Below are 22,929 nucleotides of genomic sequence, written 5' to 3'. Positions count from 1 at the left end.
GAAAGATGAAAAGCCTTCGTATGATGTATAAGAATGGCGGATATACGGGCGAGGACCGGATGTGCGATCTGGTCTGCGACCGTTATCCTGTTTTGCAGGTGATGAGCCGCTTCGGCATTGCGCTCGGCTTTGGCGACAAGACGATTGCCGAGGTCTGCGGGGAGAACCGGGTCGATACGGCCACGTTCCTTGCCGTGGTGAATCTGGTGCTCGATTTCGGCGGGGAAGCCGATGCCGGGGTTTCGGTGCGGGCGCTGACCGATTACCTGCACAATTCACACGGTTATTTCCTCGATTTCCGCCTGCCTGCGATCCGACGCAAGTTGATCGAGGCGGTCGATTGCTCGCTGAGCGATGTGTCGTTTGCAATCATGCGCTTCTTCGACGAGTATGTCGCTGAGGTCCAGCGCCACATGACCTACGAGGAGCAGACCGTCTTCCCCTACGTCGAGTCGCTGCTCTCGGGGGAGAAAAACGCCGCCTATTCGATCGATATCTTCCGCCGTCAGCACGACCAGGTCGAGGCCAAGCTGCGCGAACTGAAGAACATCATCATCAAATACTACCCCTCGGGCGGTACGAACGAACTCAACGGTGTGCTTTTCGACATCTTCACCTGCGAGCAGGAGCTCGCCTCGCACAATGCCGTCGAGGACGAGATCTTCATTCCGGCCGTCGAGCGTCTGGCGGCCGACGGGGTCCGGGAGGAGAAACCCGAACCGTTGAGCGCCCGCGAGCGGGAGATTATAGTCTGCGTGGTGAAGGGAATGACGAACAAGCAGATCGCCGATACGCTCTGCATCTCGACCCATACGGTCATCACTCACCGGCGCAACATCGCCGCCAAGCTGCAGATCCATTCGGCCGCAGGACTTACGATCTACGCCATCGTGAACAAGCTCGTCGAGCTGTCCGAGATCAAGGATACCATCACCCAGGAGGGCTGACCATGGCACACCGGCACGATCCTTCCATCCTGCCGCACGGACATCGGCATGCGGGACACCGGCACGAACACCGGATCTCGTCGCTCAACCGCGCTTTTCTCATCGGCATTGCACTCAATGTGGCATTCGTCGTCGTGGAGTTTGCCGTTGGCCTCTGCTCCGGCTCGATGGGGCTGCTCTCCGATGCCGGACACAACCTCTCCGACGTGGCCAGCCTGCTGCTGGCCATGCTTGCCTTCCGTCTGGCCCGGGTGCGGGCCACCTCCCGTTATACCTATGGTTACAGGAAGAGCACGGTGCTCATTTCGCTGCTCAACTCGGTGATCCTGCTCGTGGCCGTGGGGGCCATTGTGGCCGAGGGTGGCGGGGGACCGTGGGGGCGGAGAGTGTCGGGGGGATGCCCCGCCCCGAGCCGGTCGTCGGCGGGGCGATCGCCTGGACGGCCGGAGTCGGTGTCCTGGTGAACGGCTTTACGGCATGGCTCTTCCTTCGGGACAAGGAGAAGGACCTCAATGTCCGGGGTGCCTATCTCCACATGGCGGCCGATGCCCTGGTGTCGATCGGGGTGCTCCTCTCCGGGGTTGTGATTGCCTGGACGGGCTGGACCATCGTCGATCCGATCATAGCGCTCGTCGTTGCCGCGGTCATCGTAGCTTCGGTCTGGTCGCTGACGCGCGACAGCCTGCGCCTCTCGCTCGACGGGGTGCCCGAAGGGATCGACGTGGCAGACACCGAACGGCGGATGCTCTCGGTCGAGGGCGTCAGCGCCGTGCACCACATCCACATCTGGGCCATGAGCACCACGGAGAATGCGCTGACGGCGCACGTCGTGGTGGAAGACCTTGCGGTTATGGAGCAGGTGAAGGCGGAACTCAAGCGTCAGCTCCGCGTCTGCGGCATCCCGCACGTCACGCTCGAGTTCGAAACACGTTCCGAGTGCTGCCGCGACCTGGGCGACTGATCTTCGGCTTTTTGCACATCGCAACGGTTGTACAGCTCCTTTCCGGGAGCTGTGCTTGTTTTCGGGGAACCTGTTTCGGGAAATCTGCCGGCCGTCCCGCGTGTCAGGGTACCGGGTCGTATCCGCTGCCGCCCCACGGATGGCAGCGCGACAGCCTTTTGATGGTCAGCCAGATCCCCTTGATCGGCCCGTACTTGCGCAGGGCCTCCACGGCATACTGCGAGCAGGTGGGCGTGAAGCGGCACGAAGGGGGCGTAAAGGGGGAGATGCAGTATTGGTAGAACCGCACCAGCAGCAGGAACGGCAGCGTGCAGATCCGCCTAAAGCCGTTCCGCAACGTGCTCCAGAATCTTTCGGACGGCATTGGCTATGACCTTGTAGGGCAGCACCTCCTTCGAGGAGTAGATCAGTGCGAGGTCGAGATTCACCGTCGCACCGTTGCGTACAATCTGTTTCTGCAGCCGATAGGCCTCCTTGGTGCGGCGGCGCAGCAGGTTGCGCCGGTTGGCGCGCTTGTGGAACTTCTTCGGCACTGTGAAGAGCACCTCGACCGATGGCTCGGTGTCCGGTTCGGCATACCAGACGTAGCGAAAGGGGAAGACGAACCCGCTTTCGCCGCATTCGAACAGCCGTCGGACGGCTCCGAGTGAGCGGAGCCGTTCCGAACGGGGTAACGAGCGGTCGTCTGGCATGGCGTCGGCGTTATTTGCGGGGTTCGGAGGTGCCCGGACGGCGCACGCGGCTCTTCTTGGCCAGTTTGTTCTGCTGGTTGCGGATGAACTCCTCCTTGCGGGTGTCGGTCACCACCGATACGGGTTCGATCTCTTCGCCCGCCTCGACCTTGCGCAGGTAGATGTCCACGGCCTTGGCCATCGACGGGGCTTCGGGCGTCGGGGCGTTTGCCAGCACGGTGATGCCGGCATCGACGGCGGCGCGGAGCGTCCCTTCGCCGAAGACCGCCACGGGGGGCAGGTTCTCGGTTCCGAACTTCTCGACGAGGGCCTTGACGTCCGACGGCGAGTAGAGCGCCAGCAGTCCGTAGTTTTCCAGGTGCATGTCGTCGAGATCGGCGGCTACGGTCCGGGCCAGGATTACCGGATCAACCGGCAGTTTGAGTTTGGCGAGCGTCTCCGGCAACTCGGGCTTGTGGGGCTCGCTCAGGGCGAGGAGGAACTTCTCGTCCTTATGTTTGATGATCAGCTCGACGAGGGAGGTGAACGATCCGTCGGCGAACGAGATCTTGCGTTTGCGGTAGACGATGTACTTCTGCAGGTAGAGGGCTACGGCCTCGGTCTGGCAGATGTATTTCATGGTTTCCGGAACGGTGATGCGCGCCTCCTCGCAGATGTGGAAGAAGCTGTCCACAGTGGTTCGCGACGTGAAGATGACGGCCGTATGCGTAAGGATTTCGACCCGCTGTGCGCGGAACTCCTTCAGCGAGACGCCGACAACGCGGATAAAGGGCTTGTAGGCGATCTCTACCTCATACTTCTGGGACAACTCGTAGAACGGGGATTTTTCGATGATTGCAGGCCTTGGCTGCGAAACCAATACGCTTTTTACTTTCAATTGCGGAAATGTTTAGTTTGTAGCTTTCGGGGTGTCTATCTCGCCACCAGCAGCCACACGAGGCTGATCGGGAAGATTTCCACGGCGCAAAGGTACAAAATCCAATGCAAAATTGAAATTTTTTTGGAAATAAAGAGATGTAGCGTCTCTCTGAGGTATAGGATGGCCGTAATGGCTAATTCGATGGCAATGACGCAGAACCACACGTCGCCCGATCCGCGGGGACAGAGCGCGAAGAGCAGCAGGGCGGGAGATGTGACGATGATCCCCAGGACGAAGTAGGTGCGGCGCAGAAGCCCCAGTTGCGAGACGAACGGTTGCGATGCGGTGACTGCTCCGACCAGCTGCAGAAATCCCCTTTGGAGAGCGGCGATGGCTGCGCAGGCGAGCGTTGCGATCAGGCTCAGGGCCAGCACGGCCCCGTGTGACAGGGCCTCGGAGAGGGCCGGGGGCATGATCGAGTCGCCGTATTTGACGGCGATGATGCCCAAAAAAAGCATGCCGATGGCTGTCGCCAGGTTCAGGAACCGGGTGAATCCGCTGCTGCCCGGATCCTCCGAGAGGCGGACTCCGCCGGCCCGCTCGCGGGAGACGTGGCCGAGGAGCGTGCGGATGTCGCCGATGTTGCGGTAGAGCAGTGTGGCATAGGTCCCTGCGAGCAGCAGGACGAAGCCCTGGAACACAGCGTTGTCGGTGAGCGACTGCCCGACGGCCTGCGGCAGCGGGCGGGGCGGTACGAGCACCGATTCCCGGCCGAATACGGCCTCTGCGGTCGTATCGCGCCAGATGACGGCCTGCTGCTCCGCAGGCAGCGAGTCGGCCGTACCGTAGCGGTCGTAGGGCCATGCTGCCAGCGAATCGGCCGTGTGGGCTGCCAGACTGTCCGCGGCGAGCGAGTCGGCCGGCGACAGGGTCGCCTGCAACGAGTCGCCTCCCTGCTGCGCAGTCGTGCCGGTCTGTTGCAGAACGGCACGACCGCTCTTTTGCAGCGTCGCCGCACCGGCTGTTGTATCGGTACGGCTGCTCCGGCCGGCATCTGCGGGGATGTCGGCCGAAAAGGAAGCTCCGGGATCGCTGCTCCGGTATGTCGCCTCCTGCTGCATTATGCGTAGATGCGTTTGAGGGTGATGCGGATGGTCGTGCCCTTGCCGATTTCGGATTCGGTCACGGCGATCTTACCCTGGTGGTACTCCTCGACGATCCGCCGCGAGAGCGACAACCCGAGGCCCCAGCCGCGGGTCTTGGTCGTGAAGCCCGGCTCGAAGATGCGTTTCCAGTTGCTCTTGGGGATTCCCTTGCCCGTATCCTTGACGTCGATCATCACGTGCTGTTCGTCCGACGAGATGCGGACATCGATTGCTCCGTGGCCCTGCAGGGCGTCGAGCGAGTTCTTCATCAGGTTCTCCACCACCCATTCGAACAGCGCGGCGTTGATGTTCGCCTGCACCGGGGCGATGGCCAGTCCGTTGTAGTCGAGCGTGACGTTGCGCGGGATCCGCTTGCGGAAGTACATGACCGATTCGCCCACCACCTCGTTGATGTTGGCCGGGGTGAGCGGGGTCTCGGAGCCGATCTTCGAGAAGCGGTCCACGATCTTCATCAGGTGGGTGAGGTCCTTCTGCATCTCCTCGACGGCCGACTGGTCCACGGGCTGCGAGCGCAGGTATTCGATCCATCCGAGCAGCGACGAGGTGGGGGTCCCGAGCTGGTGTGCGGTCTCTTTGGCCAGACCGATCCACACGCGGTTCTGCTCGTCGTGCTTCGACGAACGGAAAGCGATGAATCCCAGCGATATGAATGCCGCAAAGACCAGAATCTGGATGTAGGGGAAGTAGTAGAGCGACTTGAGCAGGGCCGATCTGCCGTAGAAGATGATGTGGTAGTGTTTGGCCGACCAGAGGATCTTCACCGGGATCGGGGTGTTCTCCTCGGTGAGCTTGTCGATCTCGCGCCGCAGTTTCCCCGGGTGGTTGATGATCTCGTCGGGAATCAGGTGCGAATGGAGCACCTTGAGGTTCTCGTCGGTGATGATGAAGGGGATGTTGTTGCCCGTGGACATGATGTCCGAGACGAGCGGATCTTGCATCGGGGCACCGCCCAGCACGTCGCGGTTGATTCGCTCCATGGCGTGGGCCCAGAGCACGACGTCGTGCTGCTCCTTCTCCTTGAGCCTCCGGGCCATGTTGTTGGTGTAGAGGAGCGAGACGGCGCCCAGCGAGATGCCGACGATGATGATGACCAGTCGGTTCCGGAACGAGAATATGGTGTGGGCGAGTTTCATGTCGCTTGTCTCAATAGAGCCTTCGCGCGCGGAAAGCTATTTTTTTCGTGTATCCTGCTCCGTGGTGATGCGGCGGTAGTCGTCCGGGTGTTCGAGCACCTCGACGGCCCGGGCAACCCCCTTGTCGTCGGCCATGGCGTGTTCGATGACGCCGGCCGTGTAGGCGTGGCGCAGGATGATGTCGTTGTTGATCGCCTCGATCACCTGTTCGCGGTAGGTCTCGAGGTTGGTGGCCGTGTCGTCCTTGAGTTCCGACTCCACGCGCTCGAACTGCTCCTTGAGCTCGGCGAAGCGGTCGTCTTCGGCTGCCTTCTTGAGGGCCTTGAGCGCCCGGCGCGTATCCGACTCGTAGGGCACCTCCTTGTCCTGCATGAAGGCGGCGAAGTCGGCATAGTCGGCATCGGTGATCGAGAAGGTGCGGATGTCGATCTGCTGTCCCGGGTTGCGGCGCGTGTACTCGTCGCCGAAATCCTCGATGAATCCCAGGGCGTAGAGCGTTGCGGCGAAGCGCGAGATGTATTCGGGCTCCACGTCGATGTCGGGCATGATGCCGCCGCCGTCGTAGACCTTGCGGCCCGCACGGGTCTCGAACTCCGAGATCAGCGAGTCGGGAACCGTGCGTACGGAGCCCTCCTGCGAGTGGGAGTAGTCGATGGCCTGGATGCAGCGTCCCGAGGGAATGTAGTATTTGGCCGTCGTGAGCTTGAGCATCGTGTTGTATCCCAGCGGGCGGGTCGCCTGCACCAGCCCTTTCCCGAAGCTGCGCTGGCCGATGAGAACGGCGCGGTCGAGGTCCTGGAGTGCACCTGCGACGATCTCCGACGACGAGGCCGTGCTGCCGTCCACCAGCACGGCGAGCGGGAGGTCCGGAAGGATCGGCTCGGCTTCGGTGCGGTAGTCGCGTTGTTCGTTGCGGCCGCGGGTCGTTACGACCACCGTGCCGCGCGGCACGAAGAGCGAGAGGATCTTCACGGCCTCCTGCATGATGCCGCCTCCGTTCGAGCGGTAGTCGAGCACCAGTCCCTTCAGTTCACCCTCGGCGCGGAGTCGGTCGATCGCGGCGCGCATCTCCTCGTAACACCCTTCCGTAAAGTCGCTGTGGCGGATGTATCCGATTCCCTCCTTCACCCAGCCGGCGTAGGGTACGCCCGGGATCGAGATCCGCTCGCGGCGGAGCGTCACGCTCTGCTGCGTGCTGTCGAGGTGCATGACCGTTATCTTCACCTTGCTGCCGGGTTCGCCCTTGAGCATTCCCGACACCTCCTCGGTCGTGAGCCCTTTGGCCGACTTGCCGTCGATCGAGAGGATCAGGTCTCCGATCTTCAGCCCGGCCCGGTCCGAAGGGGTCCCGGCATAGGGCTGCGAGATCTTCACCCAGTCGCCCTTTTTGCGGATCAGGGCGCCGACGCCCCCGTATTTGCCGGTCGTGAGCAGTTCGAAGTCCGAGAGCCCCTCCTCGGAGATGTACTCCGTGTAGGGGTCGAGGTCGCTGACCATGCCGGCGGCCGCCCCCTCCATCAGCCGGTCGGGGTCGATCGGATCGACGTATCCGAGCGCGAGTTCGCGCATCATGTTCACCGTGATCTCCATGTTGCGGCCCAGCCCGAAATCGTCCTTGCGGGCATGGATCGAACTCCCTGCGACGGCCAGCAGGGCGGTTGCGGCGATCAGAAAGCCGTATTTGCGTTTAGTTGTCATATTGTCTCATGCGTATGTACGAATCCAGCCGGTATTCGACCCGGGCCACACCGCGGCGGATGCCGTCGATGAGGATCCATTGGCCGTATTGCGAAACCTTGATCTCATCCTCTCCGAGCAGCAGGAGCTTGTAGAGCGGACTCTTTGCCCGGAAGAAGAGTGCCTCGTCGGCCTCGCGGACGAGGTCGAACCCGGCCGAGCGGAAGGCGTTCAGAATCTGCTCGCGGTTCTGCTGCACGTCGCCCTCGACCTTGCGGACGATGAATCCGAATTTCGGGTAGAGGGCTGCCAGTACGACGATGACCGCCGGCAGCAGCATCCCGCGGGTCGTGTGGAACATGACGTAGAGGGTCTGCCGGATGTCCAGCGCCGACCCCATCATGCGGTTGAGCGCCATGATGCCCGCACATAGAACGCACAAGGCTACGAAATATTTCAGTGAACGGATCAAATAACGTTTCATGATATCGGATTTTATTGGTTTTCTGTTTCTGCGGCGCGGGGTTACGGCCGCACGCCGGCCTTGGCCAGCTCTCCGACCGCCTCGGCAACCTGTTGCATGAGCCACTTGGGCGTCGAGGTCGCCCCGCATATTCCCACCGAAGCGATGCCTTCGAGCCATGCGGGATCGATTTCTGCGGCCTCTTCGATGTTGTAGGTCCGGGAATTGGCCCGGCGGCACACTTCGAAGAGCACCTTGCCGTTCGACGACTTGCGGCCGCAGACGAAGATCACGACATCGAACCGGCGGGCGAACCGGTCGAGATGCTCCTCGCGTCCGGATACCTGGCGGCAGATCGTGTCGTCGAGCCGTACCTGCGCGGGGTCGGTTGCGCGGCGTTTCATCTCTTTGCCGAGCTGCTCGAAGAGGGCGATGCTCTGCGTGGTCTGCGAGAGGAAGTGGATCGGTCGCGTGAAGTCGATGCGGTCGAGGTCCGCAGCCGTCTCGATGACGATCGTCGGGTCGGCGACCTGGCCCGTGAGCCCGACCACCTCGGCGTGCCCCCGCTTGCCGAGGATCACGACCTGACCGCCCACGGCGCGCATTCCGGCGTGGGCCTGCTTCACCCGCCGCTGGAGGCGGGCCACCACCGGGCAGGTGGCGTCGATGACCTCGATGCCCAGTTCGCAGGCCGTCGCATAGGTTGTCGGAGGCTCCCCGTGCGCGCGTATGAAGAGCCGGCAGCCGCCCAGGCGGGGCATGTCGGCATGGCCGACGGTCCGCAGCCCGAGTCCCTCGAGGCGCTGCACCTCGATCCGGTTGTGCACGATATCCCCGAGCGAGTAGACCGTACCGCCTTCGGCGAGGGCCCGCTCGGCCTCCGAAATCGCCCGGACTACGCCGAAGCAGAATCCCGATTTGTCGTCGATCTCTATCTGCATCTTGGTCGTTCTCTTGTCCGCTCCCGCCGGCCGGCGTTCCGCGGCGTGCGGCACCTGTGGCCGCGCGGGCGTTCTCCCCGGACGGGAGGGCGGGTCGTTCTTTCAGCTTTTCAATCCTTCGAACCGCTCCATGAACCACGCCATCTGCTCCTCGACGGTCATGTGGCTGTTGTCCAGCACCACGGCGTCGGGGGCCTGCCGCAACGGGGAGATCGCGCGGGACATGTCGGCCTTGTCGCGTTCGCGGACGTTGCGCTCGATCTCCTCGAGCGATACCGCGTCGCCCTTGGCCTTCAGTTCGTCGTAGCGGCGGCGCGCCCGTACGGCGGGGTCGGCCGTCATGAATATCTTCAGTTCGGCATCGGGAAATACCACCGTGCCGATGTCTCGTCCGTCCATCACCACGCCGCGGCGGCGTCCCATCTCCTGCTGCATGGCCACGAGTTTCTGCCGGACCTCCGGGATGGCGCTCACGCGGCTTACGCAGTTCGACACCTCGATCGTGCGGATCTTGCCTTCGGCCAGGTCGCCGTTCACATAGATGTCGCTGGCCCCGCGCTGGGGGTTGAAGCGGAAGGTGATCGAGATCTGCCCGAGCAGACGGACCACCGCCTCCTCATCGACGATGCCCGAACGGATGGCGCCATGCTCCAGGGCATAGAGCGTCACGGCGCGGTACATGGCTCCGGTGTCGATGAAGATATATCCCAGCCGGGCCGCAATGGCCTTGGCGAAGGTGCTTTTTCCGCACGACGAGAATCCGTCTACGGCGATGATGATCTTGTTGGGTTTAATGTCCGACATTGGGGAATATGGAGAAGAAGGTGGATAATATGCTGTATATGCCCAGCAGGCCGATGATGATGCCGGCCGTGTGGTTGATCGTGAGCATGTGGCGGGGGCGGAACCGGCGGCGGAAGAGGCTGATGACACATGCCAGCAGGGTCCACCAGAAGGCGGCGCCGCCGAAGAACCCGGCGATGACGAATACCGAGCGGACGAATCCGCCGAATCCCGTCTGGGTCATGTCGCCGCTCGAGATCTTGAAGACGGCGAAAAAGGCGAGGATGTAGGGGATCACCATGATGAAGTTGGCGATCGTCAGCCCGAATATCGAGGCGAAGTCCTGTCCGAGCGATGTCTTTCCGGCGCGGTTGCGGCGGATCTGCGGCACGGGGTTCTGGGCGAAGATGTAGACGCCGACGATGACCACGAAGATGCCGCCGATGACGCGCAGCAGGGTGTTGTACTGCTCGATCTGGGTCTGGAGCATCGAGTAGAAGAACAGGGCGGCCATGGCCATGAACGTGTCGGCGCAGGCGACTCCGATTCCGGAGACGATGCCCGATTTGCGGCTTTTCGAGAGCGTGCGCTGGATGCAGAGCACGGCCACGGGGCCGACGGTGATCGATGCCGCGACGCCCACGCAGATGCCTCGGAAGAGGAGTTCCAGAATCTCAAATCCCATGTTCTTCGCCTTTCGGGTGTTTTAGGGAACAAAGATAATACAACCCGCGCGCAACACCAAATTTATTTGTCCTGCCCGCCTTCGGCGGCGGGGGCTGCGGCCGCTTCGGCCTCGGGATTCGGGATGTTGAAAAAATCTCGAAAAAAAACGCCTCCTGCGGGCTTCGCAAAGGGCGAAATCTTCTATTTTTGCAGAAAACAACAAGCAGCGAACCATGGCAGAGATGAAACAATTCGGCCTCGACATCGATCTCGACGATGCGGTCGCACAGGGCCACTATTCGAATCTGGTACTCATTGCACACTCCTCTTCGGAGTTCATACTCGATTTTGCGACCGTCCTGCCGGGCGTGTCGAAGGCGCATGTCAAGAGCCGCATCATCCTCACGCCCGAACACGCCAAGCGGCTCCTGTGGTCGTTGCAGGAGAACATCGCGCGCTACGAGAGTTCGATGGGCAAGATCGAGATCCCGACACCGAATGCCGGGGGCGATTCGGGGCCCAAGATGGGGCAGGCCTGATCCTTCGCCGGGTCGGGAGCGCGCCCGTTTGCTGCGGAGTCCGGAGAAGCCGGCTGCCGGGAGGCTGAGGCGTTGGTGCGCACAGCCGGTTGCCGGACCGTGCGTCGCGGGTCGGAGACGGCGTGCGGCGGATCGGAGCGACCGCCCGGATGCAGCACATGGAACACGGGGAAAAAGAGAAGGGGCCGGAACTGTTTCCGACCCCTTTGTCTTGCGTTTGCCTCACGGTCCGGTCAGAGCGCCTCGCCGACCACGTAGGTACTGCCGCCGATGAAGATCATGTCTTCGGCTCCGGCCAGCTCGCGGGCCCGGGCCACGGCGGCCTGCACGTCGGCTACGGCCTCGCCTTGCAACCCGTAGATGGCGGCCTTGGCCGTCAGTTCTCCGGCCGTCAGCGCCCGCTCCGAACGGGCCTGCGTGAAGATGTAGTGGGCGTCTCGGGGCAGCAGCGGGAGGATGTGTGCCAGGTCCTTGTCGCGGACGAAGCCCATCACGCAGTAGAGCTTCCGGTGCGGCGTGGCCTTCAGCTGCTCGGCCACATAGGCGATGCCGTGGGCGTTGTGGCCCGTGTCGCAGATCGTGAGCGGAGCCTCGCCCAGCTTCTGCCAGCGTCCGTGCAGCGCGGTGTGTGACGCAGCCCCGCGCATGCCCTCGAGATAGGCGCGTCGGGAGATCGTCAGCGGGGTCTCCTCGTGGAGGAAATCCACGGCGGCCGAAGCCGTCACGATGTTGTGGCTCTGGTAGTTGCCCGCAAGGTCCAACTCGACTTCGAAGGCCTTGTCGTCGCGCGTGCGGCGCAACCGGAAGAGCTGGCTCCCGTCCCGCTCCGTGCGGCCCTCGTAGAGGAACTCCCGTTCGGCGTAGATCACGCGCGACTTGTTGGCGGCGGCAGCCTGCTCGATCACGCCGTTGTAGCGGTCGTCTGCCTCGCCGATGATCACCGGGATGCTCTTCTTGATGATCCCGGCCTTCTCGGCGGCGATCTTCTGGAGAGTGTCGCCCAGCAGGGCCGTATGCTCGAGTCCGATGTTGGTGATGATGCTCAGGATCGGCACGATGATGTTCGTTGCATCGAGCCGCCCTCCGAGCCCGGTCTCGATCACCGCCACCTCGACGTCGCTCTGTGCGAAGTAGTCGAAGGCCATCGCGGCGGTCATCTCGAAGAACGACAGCTCCAGTCCGACCATCTTGTCGTGGTGTTTGTCCACGAAGTTCACCACCTTCTGCTTGGGAATCATTTCACCGTCCACGCGGATGCGTTCGCGGAAATCCTGCAGGTGGGGCGACGTGAAGAGGCCCGTGCGGTAGCCGGCCTGCTGGAGCACTGCGGCGATGATGTGTGCCACGGACCCTTTGCCGTTGGTGCCGGCGACGTGGATCGTGAAGAAGTTCCGCTGCGGGTTGCCCAGATGGCGGCAGAATGCGGTGATGCGTTCCAATCCCGGTTTGTAGGCCGAAGCGCCCGTGTTTTCGAAAGCCGGGAGCGACGAAAAGAGAAACTCGAGGGTTTGGTTATAGTTCATAAAGCAGGGTATTATTGGACGAGATAGTTTTTGCGTTTGATCCGGTAGGCGACGTAGTAGAGCAGCGAGAGCAGCAGGACATACTCTGCGATGCGGGCCACGTAGTCGCCGTATCGGGTGTAGAACGTGGTTTGCGACGAGAGCGGAACATCGGCCGTCAGTACACCGCGCTCTTCCCAGCCGAGCGTCTGTCCGATGTCGCCGCGCGCGGAGATGAAGCCCGATTTTCCGGTGTTGGCCGCGCGGGCAATAGCCCGGCGGTGCTCCACGGCCCGCAGCCGCGAGATCGAGAAGAGGTGCGTGTATCCGGGGGTGTCGCCCCACCAGCCGTCGTTCGAGACGATGGCCATGAACTGCGCGCCGCGGCGTACGAAATCGCCGTAGAACGCGCCGTAGAGCCCTTCGTAGCAGATTGCCGGCCCGACCTTCGTCCCGGCGTGCTCAAAGGCCGTCCCGTGCTGCCCCATGCCGATCTGCCCGAGCGTGCCGCCCAGGTCGATAACCAGGAATTTCAACACGTCGAAAACCCATGTCGGGGTGTTCTCCACGCCAATGACCAGCCGCCCCTTGTGGTGCAGCTGGACGCGTCCGGCGGAGTCGAGTCCCACGGCCGAGTTGAAGATGTCGTAATAGCTGCCGTCGGCCCGGTTGAGGCGTGCCGTGCGGCTCTGTGTGCCGGCCTCGTAGCGGCGCAGGGTGTTGGCCCCGGCGATCAGCAGCGCATCGGGATGCCCCGTGCGGAGTGAGTCTGCGAGTTCCTGCCAGAACGGTCCTGCGGCGCTGCCGTCCGGTGTCGTCGAGAGTGCCGGCTCCCAATAGTAGTCGGGTACGGCCGTCTCGGGGAGCAGGATGAACTGTGCGTCGGAGGGCACCTGGCCGATCAGGTCGATCAGGTTGCGCTCCTGTCGCGAGACGTCGCCGTGGAACTTGTCGTAGCAGTCCACATTGGGTTGGATGATGCTTACGCGGACCGTCCCCTGGTCGGGCTGCCGCCACGCGGCCCCGATGCAGAGCGAAATGGCCGGAGGCAGCACGACGGCTGCGGCCGCTGCCATAATGCGCCGCCGCGAGCGGGAGCGCAGGGCCTCGAAAACGAGCAGGTTGCAGACGAGTACCCACAGCGAACCGCCGAAGACGCCCGTGTATTCGTACCACTGCACGGCCCATATGTCGTGTGAGAATCCGTTGCCCAGCACCAGCCACGGCCACGAGAATTCGCCGGTGGTGTACCAGTATTCGGTCGAGATCCAGGCGGCGACAAAGGTTGTGTAGGCAAGGGCCTTGTGGGCCTTTTTCGAAACGGAGTGGAACAACATGAAGGCGATCATGTTGAGGGTGGTCGAGGCAAGCGTTGCGGCGACGGGACCCACCGGAGTGGCGTTCCAGATCCACCATATGGTCATTGCATTCCACAACACGAAGGTGAGTGCCGCCCATCCGAACATCCGCCACCAGTTGCGCCGGCCGCCTTCGTATGAGGAGCTGATCCACAGCAGAGGTACGAAGCCGATGAGTTGCGTGAAGCCCGTCATGCCGAGCCATCCCGGTGACAGCAGGAGTGCCGAGAGGAGAGCCGCTGCGAATCTGCGATACATGGAGACCGGAGTGAATTTTTTTCGTTGCGCAAAAGTAGTCAAACCCAGGAAGATTTCAAAAATATTTCCGTATATTTGTGATAAATAACATTAACCGCTTTCCTATGAAGAAATTTTGCATTCTGATGTGTGCCCTGGCGGGCATGCTGTTTTCGTCCTGCTGCGGCGGGGATACGGACAAGGGTTGGACGATCGTCGATGGCGTGATCGTCTTCGATACTCCGGAGCGCGAGCCGGGGCAGCAGTCGGTCCTCGGCCTGCGGACCGAGCCCATGGAGACCGTCCGCGTCGGTTTCATCGGGCTGGGTATGCGCGGCCCGGGTGCCGTCAGCCGTTTCACGTACCTCGACGGCGTGGAGATCAAGGCGCTGTGCGACCTCTATCCCGAGCGGGTCGAGGCTTCGCAGAAGATCCTCGAGGAGCGCGGCCTGCCGCGTGCCGAGGCCTACAGCGGCGAGGAGGGCTGGAAGCAGCTCTGCGAGCGTGAGGACATCGACCTGGTCTACATCGCCACGCCGTGGCTCAAGCATGTCCCGATGGCGGTCTATGCCATGGAGCACGGCAAGCACGTCGCCGTCGAGGTTCCCGCCGCGCAGTCGCTCGACGAGTGCTGGCAGCTGGTGAACACCGCCGAGAAGACGCAGCGACACTGCATGATGCTCGAGAACTGTGTCTACGATTTCTTCGAGCTGACGACGCTCAATATGGCGCAGCACGGGCTTTTCGGCGAGATCCTCCACGTCGAGGGTGCCTACATCCACAATCTCGATGAGTTCTGGGACTACTATCAGGGCAACTGGCGCCTCGATTTCGACCAGAAACACCGCGGTGACGTCTATGCCACGCACGGCCTGGGTCCCGCCTGCCAGCTGCTCGACATCCACCGCGGCGACAAGATGAACTATCTGGTTGCGATGGACACCAAGTCGGTGAACGGTCTGAAGACCGCACAGGAGAAGATGGGAGCTACGGAGTTTGCCAACGGCGACCATACGCTGACGCTTATCAAGACCGAGAAGGGCCGTACGATCCACCTGCAGCACAACGTCTACACGCCGCGTCCCTACAGCCGCATGTACCAGCTGACGGGAACCGAGGGCTTTGCCAACAAGTATCCGGTCGAGGGCTATGCCTTCCGCCCGGAGCAGCTGGCCAATGACGTGCCCGATCACGAGAACCTCTCGGCTCACGGTTTCGTGCCGGATGAGGTCAAGGCTGCGCTGATGGAGCGCTACAAGGACCCGATCGTGAAGGATATCGAGGAGAAGGCCCGCGAGGTGGGCGGCCACGGCGGTATGGACTTCATCATGGACTACCGTCTGATCTACTGCCTGCGCAACGGACTGCCGCTCGACCAGGACGTTTACGATGCGGCCGAGTGGTCGTGCATCGGGTCGCTCACGGCCATGTCGCTCGAACACAACAGTGCACCTGTCGCCGTTCCGGACTTTACGCGCGGCGACTGGAACAAGACCGACGGCTACCGCCACGCCATGGTCGGCGAATAGCCCTCTTCCCTTTTTTTTGCATCAGCGTCGGACCCCGGTCGGGGCCCGACGCTTTTTTCAGGGGCTGTTGCCTGCTCCGTCACGGTTGCCCCTTCTTCGCCTCATTGTTCTGACGGTATGCCTTGGGGGAACAGCCGTATTGAATGGTGAAGCAGGTGCTGAAATAGGAGGGCGTGCTGAATCCGTTGTCGTAGGCGATCTCGGAGATGGTCTTGGGGGTCTCCCGCAGTTCGTATTCGGCCCGGCTCAGCCGGATGTTGCGGATGAAGTCGTTCACGGAGAGTCCGGTGATCGATTTCAGTTTGCGGTAGAGACTGGCCCGGCTCATCGATATGGCGCTGCTGATGTAGTCTACGTTGAGGTTTACGTCCGACAGGTTCTGCAGGATGATCTGCGTGATGTCGTTCAGGAATCTGTTCTCGGCAGACAATACATCCTCATGTTCGTTGTTGAAACTGAAGTTTAGCGATTTTCGGTATTTCTCCTTGAGCGTTTTCCGGATCTCGATCAGCTTCTCGATCTGAATCTTCAGGTGGGTCAGCGAAAACGGTTTGGATATGTAGGCGTCGGCTCCGCAGCGCAGTCCGTTCATCATGTCCTCCATCTCGGATTTGGCCGAAAGGATGATGACCGGGATATGGCTTGTGTCGAAGTTGGTTTTGATCTCGCGGCACAGGGTGATTCCGTCCATGATGGGCATCATCACATCCGTGATGACCAGTGAGGTTTCAGGAATTTCGTTCAGTTTTTCCAGAGCCTGGGCTCCGTTGGAGACGGCATGTATGTTGTACTTTACCCCGAGGCTGTCGGTCAGGAACTCGACGATGTCCTCGTTGTCCTCCACGATCAGGATCGTCTCCTCCTTGCCCTTGTCGCCCGATTCCATCTTCTCTTCCGGCTGCGTATCCGGTTCCCGGATCACCTCTTTCTCCGATCCGACTTCCGTCGGAGCGAATTCCGAGTCGATGAAAAAATCCTCTCTGCAGGGCAGCGTACACCGGAACGTTGTCCCGATGCCGGGTGTGCTCTCTACGGAGATATCCCCGTGGTGAATCTTTACGAGCGATTTTACCAGATACAATCCGAGTCCGCTTCCGTATTTTGTCTGTGCGTTGTCTCCCTGATAGAATATGTCGAACACCTTTTCCTGCTGTTCCTTGGCCATGCCGATGCCCGTGTCGGCGACCGAGAGCACCAGTTCGTTGGAGGTGATGTCTGCCGTCAGCGTTATTTTGCCTCCCGGCTCCGTAAACTTGAAGGCGTTGGATAGCAGGTTGTTGATGATTTTCGTCAATATGTCGGCATCGATACAGACCGATGTCCCCGATGGGGGGAACGAGGCCTGGAATGCAATGTTTCTGTAACCGGCCAGCTGGTCGAACGGAAGTATGATGTCCGCAATCAGCGTGCGGATGTCGGTGCGGGCCACCTGCAGGCGGATCTCCCCCTTTTCGTTTTTCCGGAAATCGAGGATCTGATTGACCAGCGAGAGGAGGGTTTTGGCATTCCTTTCGATGAGCTGGTAGTTTTTCAGTTTCGAAGAGTTGGTTTCGTATGCCTTGAGTTGGTCGATCGGAGCCAGCAACAGGGTCAGCGGGGTTCGCAGTTCGTGGGATATGGTGGTGAAGAAGCTGATTTTTGCCTCGTTGAGTTCTTCATCCTTTTTCCGGTTGGCCTGCTCCATCTCCAGCGTATGTTTCAATTCGATGCGTGTCTTGGTGATCCGTACGGCAACGAAGACGGCAAGTACGACGAGAAGCAGGTAGAGCGATTTCGCTCCGGTCGAGAGATAGAACGGCGGTCGGAAGACGAGCTGGAGGGTTCGGGAGAATACTTTCGGCGAATCGGCGATGGAGCCTTCGATCTCGAGCGTGTATTTGCCGTAAGGCATGTTGTTGATCGAGAGGGTGTGCGATGCCCCCAGCTCGGACCATTCGTTGCTGCGCTCCTTTATCCGGTACCTGTAGCTGGCGATCTCGTATCCGAAATAGGGTATGATGAAATCGAGCGAGATGTTGTTCTGCTTGTGACTGAGTACGATCCGCTCCTGCGCATTGAGGTTTTTCTTGAGCGGAGATCGCCTGGCGCCCGGGTAGACCGGATGGTTGTTGATGTTCAGGTTGGCCAGGAACAGTTCCCTTGCCTGGATGGTGTCGGGCGACTCCCGCCGGTCTCTGACGATGGCGACGCCCTTGAATCCGCCGACGTATGTCTCGGTCCGGTCGATCAGGATGGCGGCATCCGAATAGTCGGTCACCGAGAGCATCTTTGGGGTTGTGACCTGGGTATATTTTTGGGCCGTTATGTCGTAGCAGTATATCTTGCTGGTCCCGGAGAGCCACAGTTTGCCGTTGTCGTCCGATGCTACGGCCACGAAACTTTTGGAGCCGGGATCGGGTGAGGCGATGAACTCGCCCCGCAGGGGATCGCCTGTCAGGTCGGTTCGGAAAAGCCCGAGATCGGTGGCGCACCACAGTTGCCGGTCGAAGAGGACCATGTCCCATACCACGGCATTCCCGAAATCCTTGTGGACCGGGATTTCGGTGATCCGCCCCGTCTCCCTGTCGTACCCGATGATTCCGTTGTGGTAGGTGCCCAGCCATATGGTTTCGCGGTCGATGACGATCGTGCGGATGTCCAGCTTCTTGTTCAGCCGCCCGGCAAGCGGGCGGGTCGTCCTTTTGCTGAGGAAGTCGTAGCAGAACAGATCCGAATCATTGTTGTAGTAGATCTTTCCTCCGTCCGTGGCAATGGCCCGGATCGTCTCGTTGTGCGGCGTGTTGCGGATCGCCACGAAACGGTCGGAGCCGGGGGCAAGATAGGCCAGACCGTTGTAATATCCGCCGGCCCAGATGTATCCGTTCTCGTCTCTGCACAGGGAAACGATCACCGAGTCGTGGATGTCCGACCCGGAGAATACCTGTTTTTGGCCTGTCTTCAGATCGTAGCGGACGACTCCGTGTCCGTCCATCCCGAACCAGAGGTCGTCGTCATTCCCCCTGCAGATGGCGAGCGTTTTGTTCGAGGAGTTTCCGTCCTGCATGTCCTCGATCGGGGTGATGACCGAGGGGGAGAACTCCGAGATGTCGAGTATGTTTATGCCGCCGCCGAAGGTTCCTACCCAGAGGGTCTGCTTCCTGTCGTAATACAGCGCCGAGACGTATCGGTATGTCAGTTTGCCGATTCCGGGGCCTTCGGAAACGGAGCGCAGGTCCGTGATCCGGTTGTCGGGTGTCACCGACTCGGGGGAGAAGGCGACCAGGCCGTTGTCTCCTCCGACCCAGATCGTGCCGTTGCGGTCTTCGACGATCGCCATGATCTTGATGTGGTCCACCATGGGGTGGCTGATGCGCACCATGGGGCCGTTTACCGTTCCGCCGAACAGCCCGTCGTGTGTCCCGATCCACATGGTGCCGCTCCGTCCGGTGCACAGGGCATTGACCGTTGCATGCTGCATGGGGAAACCGGAGAGTTTGCCGTTCTTCAGGTCATAGATGTATATTCCGTCGTACCGTGTCCCGATCCACAGATAATCGTTCGGATCCTCGCACAGGGTGATGATGTGTTTCGGCAGGTTCGTGCTGTCCGGGAACTGCAGTTTTCGGAATTTGCCTTTGGGGAGGTCGTATGCCCCGACCCCCTGGTCCGTGCTGCCTATCCAGATCGTTCTCTTGTCCCGGCTCATCAGCAGGGCGGTGATATCGGAGATTCCGATCTCCTGACGGTTGGCAATGAAAACGGAATCGCCCTGGTAGGAGTAGATGTTCAGCCGGTCGGGGGTCCCGATCCATACGTCGCCGTTCTCCATGGGCAGCAGGCTTTGGGCGTATTTGTTCGAAATGCGCCGGGGAGCGGTATTGACGGAGATGTTCATCGGCATGTCGCCGTTGTAGCAGGAGATGCCGTTGGCGGTTCCGATCCACATGCGGCCGAACGAATCCTCCGTAATGGAGAGGATCGTGTTGCTCAGCAAACCCTTTTCCGAATTGATTACATCGATGACCATCGGTGCGCTTCGGGTGAAGGCGAATTCCAGAAAAACGGCCGAAAGGAGGAGGATGATTCTGCGCGACATGGCTGTTTCGTGTTTCATAAACGGTAATCGAAAGTAGGAAAAAAAACGATATGTGCAACCATGACCGAGGATGCCCCGAAACACCGTTGAATGTGTTTTGTGTGCTCAAGTGTTTGATATATATATGATTCCCTGTTTTGGAGAAGATTGCGTGATTTAAAAATGAAACTGATTGATACAATTTTTAATCTCAAAATTGGTATAATTGGGTTTCTTTGTTAAAGAAAAAAACGCGATTGATCTTATGTGAACATTACCATTCTCAATGTATAACCCTAAAATTACTGATCTATGAGTGAGGAATGCTACAAGAAAAGAAGAGACAGTGTCTTCTGGTCACCCAGGATGCTGTTGGTGTGTCTGCTGAGTTTCCTGTTCTCAGGGACCGTGAACGCCCAGGACAAGACACGGGTCTCGGGCAACATCATGGATGAGAACCTGCAGCCGGTGATCGGGGCCACGATCACCGTCGAGGGGACCACCCTCGGGACATCTTCGGATGCGAAGGGCAGTTTCAGCCTCGAGGTTCCCGCCTCCGGCAAACTGCAGTTCAGTTTTATCGGTTACCAGACGCAGACGGTTCCGATCGAACGTAACAAAATCTATAATATCCAGCTGTTGCCCGATGCCACGAATATCGACGATGTCGTGGTCGTCGGATTCGGTACGCAGAAAAAGGAGAGCGTGATCGGAGCCATCGCCTCGGTTCAGGCGACCGCTCTTTCGGTCTCCTCCAAATCGGCCCTGAGTCAGACGCTGGCGGGAAACATCCCGGGAATCATCGCCGTGCAGCGGTCGGGCGAGGTCGGTAACGACCGGGCCGATTTCTGGATCCGCGGCATGGCCACCTTCAAGGGCAATACGTCGCCGCTGATTCTGGTCGATGGCGTCGAGCGTGATTTCAACTCGATCGACCCCAAGGAGATCGAGTCGTTCTCGATTCTCAAGGATGCCAGTGCTACGGCCGTCTACGGTGTCCGGGGAGCCAACGGCGTCATCGCCATCACGACGAAAAAGGGATCCATCGGCGAGCTGAAGGTCGATGTGAGTGCCGAGTATGCGGTGAAGGCTCCGACGATCATGCCCGAATTCGTGGGTGCCGTGGAATACATGGAACTGATGAACATGGCCCATGTGCTGGGTGGCAATGCGGGTCCCGAACCCTATCCCGACTACCGCATTACGAATACGCGCAACCGGACCGATCCGGACCTCTATCCCGATGTGGACTGGATGGACGCGCTGGTCAAGTCCACGACCAAGCACGCGCACGTCAATGTCAATATTTCAGGCGGTTCGCCGAAGATCCGCTATTTCGTCTCCACCTCGTACCACACCGAGGACGGTATCTATACGACGGACAACAGCCGTCCGTGGAACTCGAACATCCGGCTCAACCGGGTCAATTTCCGCGGCAACTTCGACATCGACCTGACGAAGACGACCGTATTCAACTTCAATGTGGGATCGCAGCTGACGACCGTGAACGGACCGCGTACGAGCGTCGATGACATCTGGCGGCTGGCAATCACGACCAAACCGAACGAGTTCCCCGTGCGTTACTCCGACGGGCAGCTTTCGACCCCCGTTATCGGCGAGAACCCGTACAACTGGCTGACGCAGCTCGGCTACAAGGAGGACGGCAACAGCGTGACGACGGCTACGGGAACGCTGAACCAGAAGCTGGATTTCATTACCGAAGGTTTGAGCGCCCGGGTTCTGTTCGCCTACGACGTGGACAATACAAGCTCCCTGGTGGGCGTGTTCAGCCCCGACAAGTTTTATGCGACGGGCCGCGACGAGGAGGGCAATCTGATCGGAAACTACTATCCGGGCGACTCGCCGTTCCTGAACCTGAGCAAGAGCAGCGCGATGGCCTACACGACCTATCTGGAGGCCTCCGTGAATTATGACCGCTCCTTCGGCAAGCACAACGTCGGGGCGCTGGTCCTCTACAACCAGCGTATCCGGAACATCGCCAACGGAAGCGGCGAGTTCGCTCTGCTGCCCTACCAGAGCCAGGGCCTGGCCTCGCGTGTGACCTACAATTACGACAACCGCTACTTCATCGAGGGAAACCTGGGTGTGAACGGATCGGAGAACTTTGCTCCGGGACACCGTATCGGTATCTTCCCGGCCGTTGCATTGGGCTGGTATGTCTCCGAAGAGCCTTTCTGGGAGGGCATCAAGCAGGTGATTCCCAAATTCAAGATCCGTGGTTCGTTCGGTACCGTGGGTAACGATCAGCTCGGAAGCAGCACCCGTTATGCCTATCTGGCCGAGATTGTGGGCAGCAATGGATATGATTTCGGCAAATACCCCACGTCGCGGCCCTATAGCGGCCTGATGGAGGGCAAGTTCGGAAGCAACCTGACCTGGGAAACCGAGTTGAAGCGGGACATCGGAGTGGAACTTTCCATGTTCGGGTTCGATCTTACGGTCGATTACTTCAACAACTACCGCAAAAACATCCTGTGTCAGAACCGCCGGCTCCCGTACAGTGCCGGTTTCAGCGTCGATCCGTGGACCAATATGGGCAAGATGAAGAATCATGGTGTCGATATGAGCCTGGTCTACAACTACATGAAGGGCGATTGGCGGATCTCGGCCATGGGCAACTTCACCTATGCACGCAACGAGATTGTCTATAACGGAGATCCCGAACCTCGCTATCCGAACCTCGATCGGATCGGCCATCCCTACGGACAGCAGTTCGGCCTGGTTGCCGAGGGGCTGTATACGAAGGAGGATTTCGACGCCGAGGGCAATCTGCTCCAGCATTTGCCCGTCCCCGAACTCGGAATCGAGGTGGCTCCCGGCGACATCAAGTACCGGGACGTCAATGGCGACGGCTTCATCACGAAGGACGACTTCACGGCAATCGGTTACAGCGATACGCCCGAGATCGTCTATGGTTTGGGTATCAACGTGGCCTACAAGGCCTTCGATTTCGGTATCCGTCTGCAGGGTGCGGCGCACGTGACCCGTATCATCAACAACGACGACGACGGTCCGGTGGACAAGAACGTCATCCCGACCGTTTCGGATGCGAATATCTATAAAAAGCTGGCCAACAGTTTCTGGACCGAGGAGAATCCGCGTCAGGACGTCTTCTCGCCCCGTGTGCGCGGCGGATATAACGACCAGAACTACCTTAACTCGACCTGGTGGCAGCGCAACATGTCCTACCTGCGCGTGAAGGATGTCGTTGTGGGGTATACGCTGCCGCGGAAGTGGTCGATCAAGGCCGGAATCGAGCATCTGCGCGTCTACTTTATCGGGAACAACCTACTTACGTTCAGTGATTTCGATTTGTGGGACGTGGAGCTGGGAACGAACAGCGGTATGAAATACCCGGTGATGAAGAGCTATTCGTTCGGTGTGGAATTGAACTTTTAAAC

The 22,929-nt window shown here is 60.2% G+C and carries 17 protein-coding genes and 1 pseudogene; 5 read left to right on the top strand and 13 right to left on the bottom strand.

Annotation, left to right across the window (positions count from 1 at the left end; translation table 11 throughout):
• The first annotated feature begins 23 nt into the window (after positions 1-23).
• Both QZL63_RS04895 and QZL63_RS04890 read left to right on the top strand, forming a co-directional pair.
• Positions 24-947: a helix-turn-helix transcriptional regulator gene (locus tag QZL63_RS04895; RefSeq protein ID WP_022308210.1), complete on the top strand. Its 924-nt coding sequence runs from the start codon at positions 24-26 to the stop codon at positions 945-947.
• Between the two features lie 29 nt (positions 948-976).
• Positions 977-1,908 (top strand): annotated as a pseudogene (locus QZL63_RS04890) (cation diffusion facilitator family transporter).
• 103 nt (positions 1,909-2,011) lie between these two features.
• Here QZL63_RS04890 and yidD read toward each other — a convergent pair.
• The 10 genes from yidD to QZL63_RS04840 form a co-directional block, all read right to left on the bottom strand.
• Positions 2,012-2,272, bottom strand: a complete 261-nt coding sequence (yidD, locus tag QZL63_RS04885) for a membrane protein insertion efficiency factor YidD (RefSeq protein WP_290586047.1) — start codon at positions 2,270-2,272, stop codon at positions 2,012-2,014.
• Positions 2,229-2,537 carry a ribonuclease P protein component gene (locus QZL63_RS04880; RefSeq protein WP_417182674.1) on the bottom strand — a complete coding sequence of 103 codons (309 nt, stop codon included), beginning with the start codon at positions 2,535-2,537 and terminating at the stop codon, positions 2,229-2,231. Before QZL63_RS04880 ends, yidD begins: the two co-directional genes overlap by 44 nt.
• Positions 2,538-2,610: 73 nt before the next feature.
• On the bottom strand, positions 2,611-3,477 hold the full coding sequence (locus QZL63_RS04875) for a uroporphyrinogen-III synthase (protein ID WP_290586043.1): 867 nt from the start codon (positions 3,475-3,477) through the stop codon (positions 2,611-2,613).
• Between the two features lie 35 nt (positions 3,478-3,512).
• Complete coding sequence (locus QZL63_RS04870) at positions 3,513-4,580, bottom strand: DUF4271 domain-containing protein (protein WP_022308204.1); 1,068 nt, start codon at positions 4,578-4,580, stop codon at positions 3,513-3,515.
• On the bottom strand, positions 4,580-5,758 hold the full coding sequence (locus tag QZL63_RS04865; protein WP_022308203.1) for a sensor histidine kinase: 1,179 nt from the start codon (positions 5,756-5,758) through the stop codon (positions 4,580-4,582). The genes QZL63_RS04870 and QZL63_RS04865 overlap by 1 nt, the downstream gene beginning before the upstream one ends.
• Before the next feature lie 36 nt (positions 5,759-5,794).
• Positions 5,795-7,456 (bottom strand): S41 family peptidase, encoded by a 1,662-nt coding sequence (locus QZL63_RS04860; protein WP_022308202.1) that lies wholly within the window; start codon positions 7,454-7,456, stop codon positions 5,795-5,797.
• The gene (locus QZL63_RS04855; RefSeq protein WP_022308201.1) at positions 7,446-7,919 is read right to left on the bottom strand and encodes a hypothetical protein; all 474 of its coding nucleotides are present in this window, start codon (positions 7,917-7,919) and stop codon (positions 7,446-7,448) included. Before QZL63_RS04855 ends, QZL63_RS04860 begins: the two co-directional genes overlap by 11 nt.
• 41 nt (positions 7,920-7,960) lie before the next feature.
• Complete coding sequence (locus tag QZL63_RS04850) at positions 7,961-8,839, bottom strand: 4-hydroxy-3-methylbut-2-enyl diphosphate reductase (protein ID WP_022308200.1); 879 nt, start codon at positions 8,837-8,839, stop codon at positions 7,961-7,963.
• A 102-nt stretch (positions 8,840-8,941) separates the two neighbouring features.
• Complete coding sequence (cmk, locus tag QZL63_RS04845; RefSeq protein WP_022308199.1) at positions 8,942-9,643, bottom strand: (d)CMP kinase; 702 nt, start codon at positions 9,641-9,643, stop codon at positions 8,942-8,944.
• Complete coding sequence (locus tag QZL63_RS04840; protein ID WP_022308198.1) at positions 9,630-10,307, bottom strand: LysE family translocator; 678 nt, start codon at positions 10,305-10,307, stop codon at positions 9,630-9,632. The genes cmk and QZL63_RS04840 overlap by 14 nt, the downstream gene beginning before the upstream one ends.
• 184 nt (positions 10,308-10,491) lie before the next feature.
• Between QZL63_RS04840 and QZL63_RS04835 the strand changes: the two genes are divergently transcribed.
• Positions 10,492-10,827: a DUF3467 domain-containing protein gene (locus tag QZL63_RS04835; RefSeq protein ID WP_363925749.1), complete on the top strand. Its 336-nt coding sequence runs from the start codon at positions 10,492-10,494 to the stop codon at positions 10,825-10,827.
• 233 nt (positions 10,828-11,060) lie between these two features.
• On the opposite strand, the gene QZL63_RS04830 is transcribed toward QZL63_RS04835, so the two are convergent.
• Together QZL63_RS04830 and lnt are read right to left on the bottom strand one after the other, a co-directional pair.
• Positions 11,061-12,350, bottom strand: a complete 1,290-nt coding sequence (locus QZL63_RS04830; RefSeq protein WP_022308196.1) for a bifunctional folylpolyglutamate synthase/dihydrofolate synthase — start codon at positions 12,348-12,350, stop codon at positions 11,061-11,063.
• 11 nt (positions 12,351-12,361) lie between these two features.
• Positions 12,362-13,945 (bottom strand): apolipoprotein N-acyltransferase, encoded by a 1,584-nt coding sequence (gene lnt / locus QZL63_RS04825; protein WP_022308195.1) that lies wholly within the window; start codon positions 13,943-13,945, stop codon positions 12,362-12,364.
• A 104-nt stretch (positions 13,946-14,049) separates the two neighbouring features.
• Between lnt and QZL63_RS04820 the strand changes: the two genes are divergently transcribed.
• Positions 14,050-15,453: a Gfo/Idh/MocA family protein gene (locus QZL63_RS04820; RefSeq protein WP_022308194.1), complete on the top strand. Its 1,404-nt coding sequence runs from the start codon at positions 14,050-14,052 to the stop codon at positions 15,451-15,453.
• Positions 15,454-15,532: 79 nt separating this feature from the next.
• Here QZL63_RS04820 and QZL63_RS04815 read toward each other — a convergent pair whose 3' ends face one another.
• Entirely contained in the window at positions 15,533-19,528 is a 3,996-nt protein-coding gene (locus tag QZL63_RS04815; RefSeq protein WP_022308193.1) for a hybrid sensor histidine kinase/response regulator transcription factor, read from the bottom strand.
• 291 nt (positions 19,529-19,819) lie between these two features.
• On the opposite strand from QZL63_RS04815, the gene QZL63_RS04810 reads away from it, so the two are divergent.
• Positions 19,820-22,927, top strand: coding sequence for a SusC/RagA family TonB-linked outer membrane protein (locus QZL63_RS04810; protein ID WP_022308192.1), 3,108 nt, complete (start codon positions 19,820-19,822; stop codon positions 22,925-22,927).
• Positions 22,928-22,929: the final 2 nt, after the last annotated feature.

The sequence above is a fragment of the Alistipes sp. CAG:268 genome (assembly GCA_000434235.1).
Taxonomy (GTDB): Bacteria; Bacteroidota; Bacteroidia; order Bacteroidales; family Rikenellaceae; genus Alistipes; species Alistipes avistercoris.
The sequence above is the reverse complement of the archived record's forward strand: the minus strand, read 5'-3'. Positions and strand labels throughout refer to the sequence as shown.

Excerpts from the sequence above, each read along its gene's own strand:
- QZL63_RS04895 (WP_022308210.1), top strand. The coding sequence starts at position 24 with ATGTATAAGAATGGCGGATATACGGGCGAGGACCGGATGTGCGATCTG.
- yidD (WP_290586047.1), bottom strand. The coding sequence starts at position 2,272 with ATGCCGTCCGAAAGATTCTGGAGCACGTTGCGGAACGGCTTTAGGCGG.
- QZL63_RS04870 (WP_022308204.1), bottom strand. The coding sequence starts at position 4,580 with ATGCAGCAGGAGGCGACATACCGGAGCAGCGATCCCGGAGCTTCCTTT.
- QZL63_RS04865 (WP_022308203.1), bottom strand. The coding sequence starts at position 5,758 with ATGAAACTCGCCCACACCATATTCTCGTTCCGGAACCGACTGGTCATC.
- QZL63_RS04860 (WP_022308202.1), bottom strand. The coding sequence starts at position 7,456 with ATGACAACTAAACGCAAATACGGCTTTCTGATCGCCGCAACCGCCCTG.
- QZL63_RS04855 (WP_022308201.1), bottom strand. The coding sequence starts at position 7,919 with ATGAAACGTTATTTGATCCGTTCACTGAAATATTTCGTAGCCTTGTGC.
- QZL63_RS04850 (WP_022308200.1), bottom strand. The coding sequence starts at position 8,839 with ATGCAGATAGAGATCGACGACAAATCGGGATTCTGCTTCGGCGTAGTC.
- cmk (WP_022308199.1), bottom strand. The coding sequence starts at position 9,643 with ATGTCGGACATTAAACCCAACAAGATCATCATCGCCGTAGACGGATTC.
- QZL63_RS04840 (WP_022308198.1), bottom strand. The coding sequence starts at position 10,307 with ATGGGATTTGAGATTCTGGAACTCCTCTTCCGAGGCATCTGCGTGGGC.
- QZL63_RS04830 (WP_022308196.1), bottom strand. The coding sequence starts at position 12,350 with ATGAACTATAACCAAACCCTCGAGTTTCTCTTTTCGTCGCTCCCGGCT.
- lnt (WP_022308195.1), bottom strand. The coding sequence starts at position 13,945 with ATGTATCGCAGATTCGCAGCGGCTCTCCTCTCGGCACTCCTGCTGTCA.
- QZL63_RS04820 (WP_022308194.1), top strand. The coding sequence starts at position 14,050 with ATGAAGAAATTTTGCATTCTGATGTGTGCCCTGGCGGGCATGCTGTTT.
- QZL63_RS04815 (WP_022308193.1), bottom strand. The coding sequence starts at position 19,528 with ATGTCGCGCAGAATCATCCTCCTCCTTTCGGCCGTTTTTCTGGAATTC.
- QZL63_RS04810 (WP_022308192.1), top strand. The coding sequence starts at position 19,820 with ATGAGTGAGGAATGCTACAAGAAAAGAAGAGACAGTGTCTTCTGGTCA.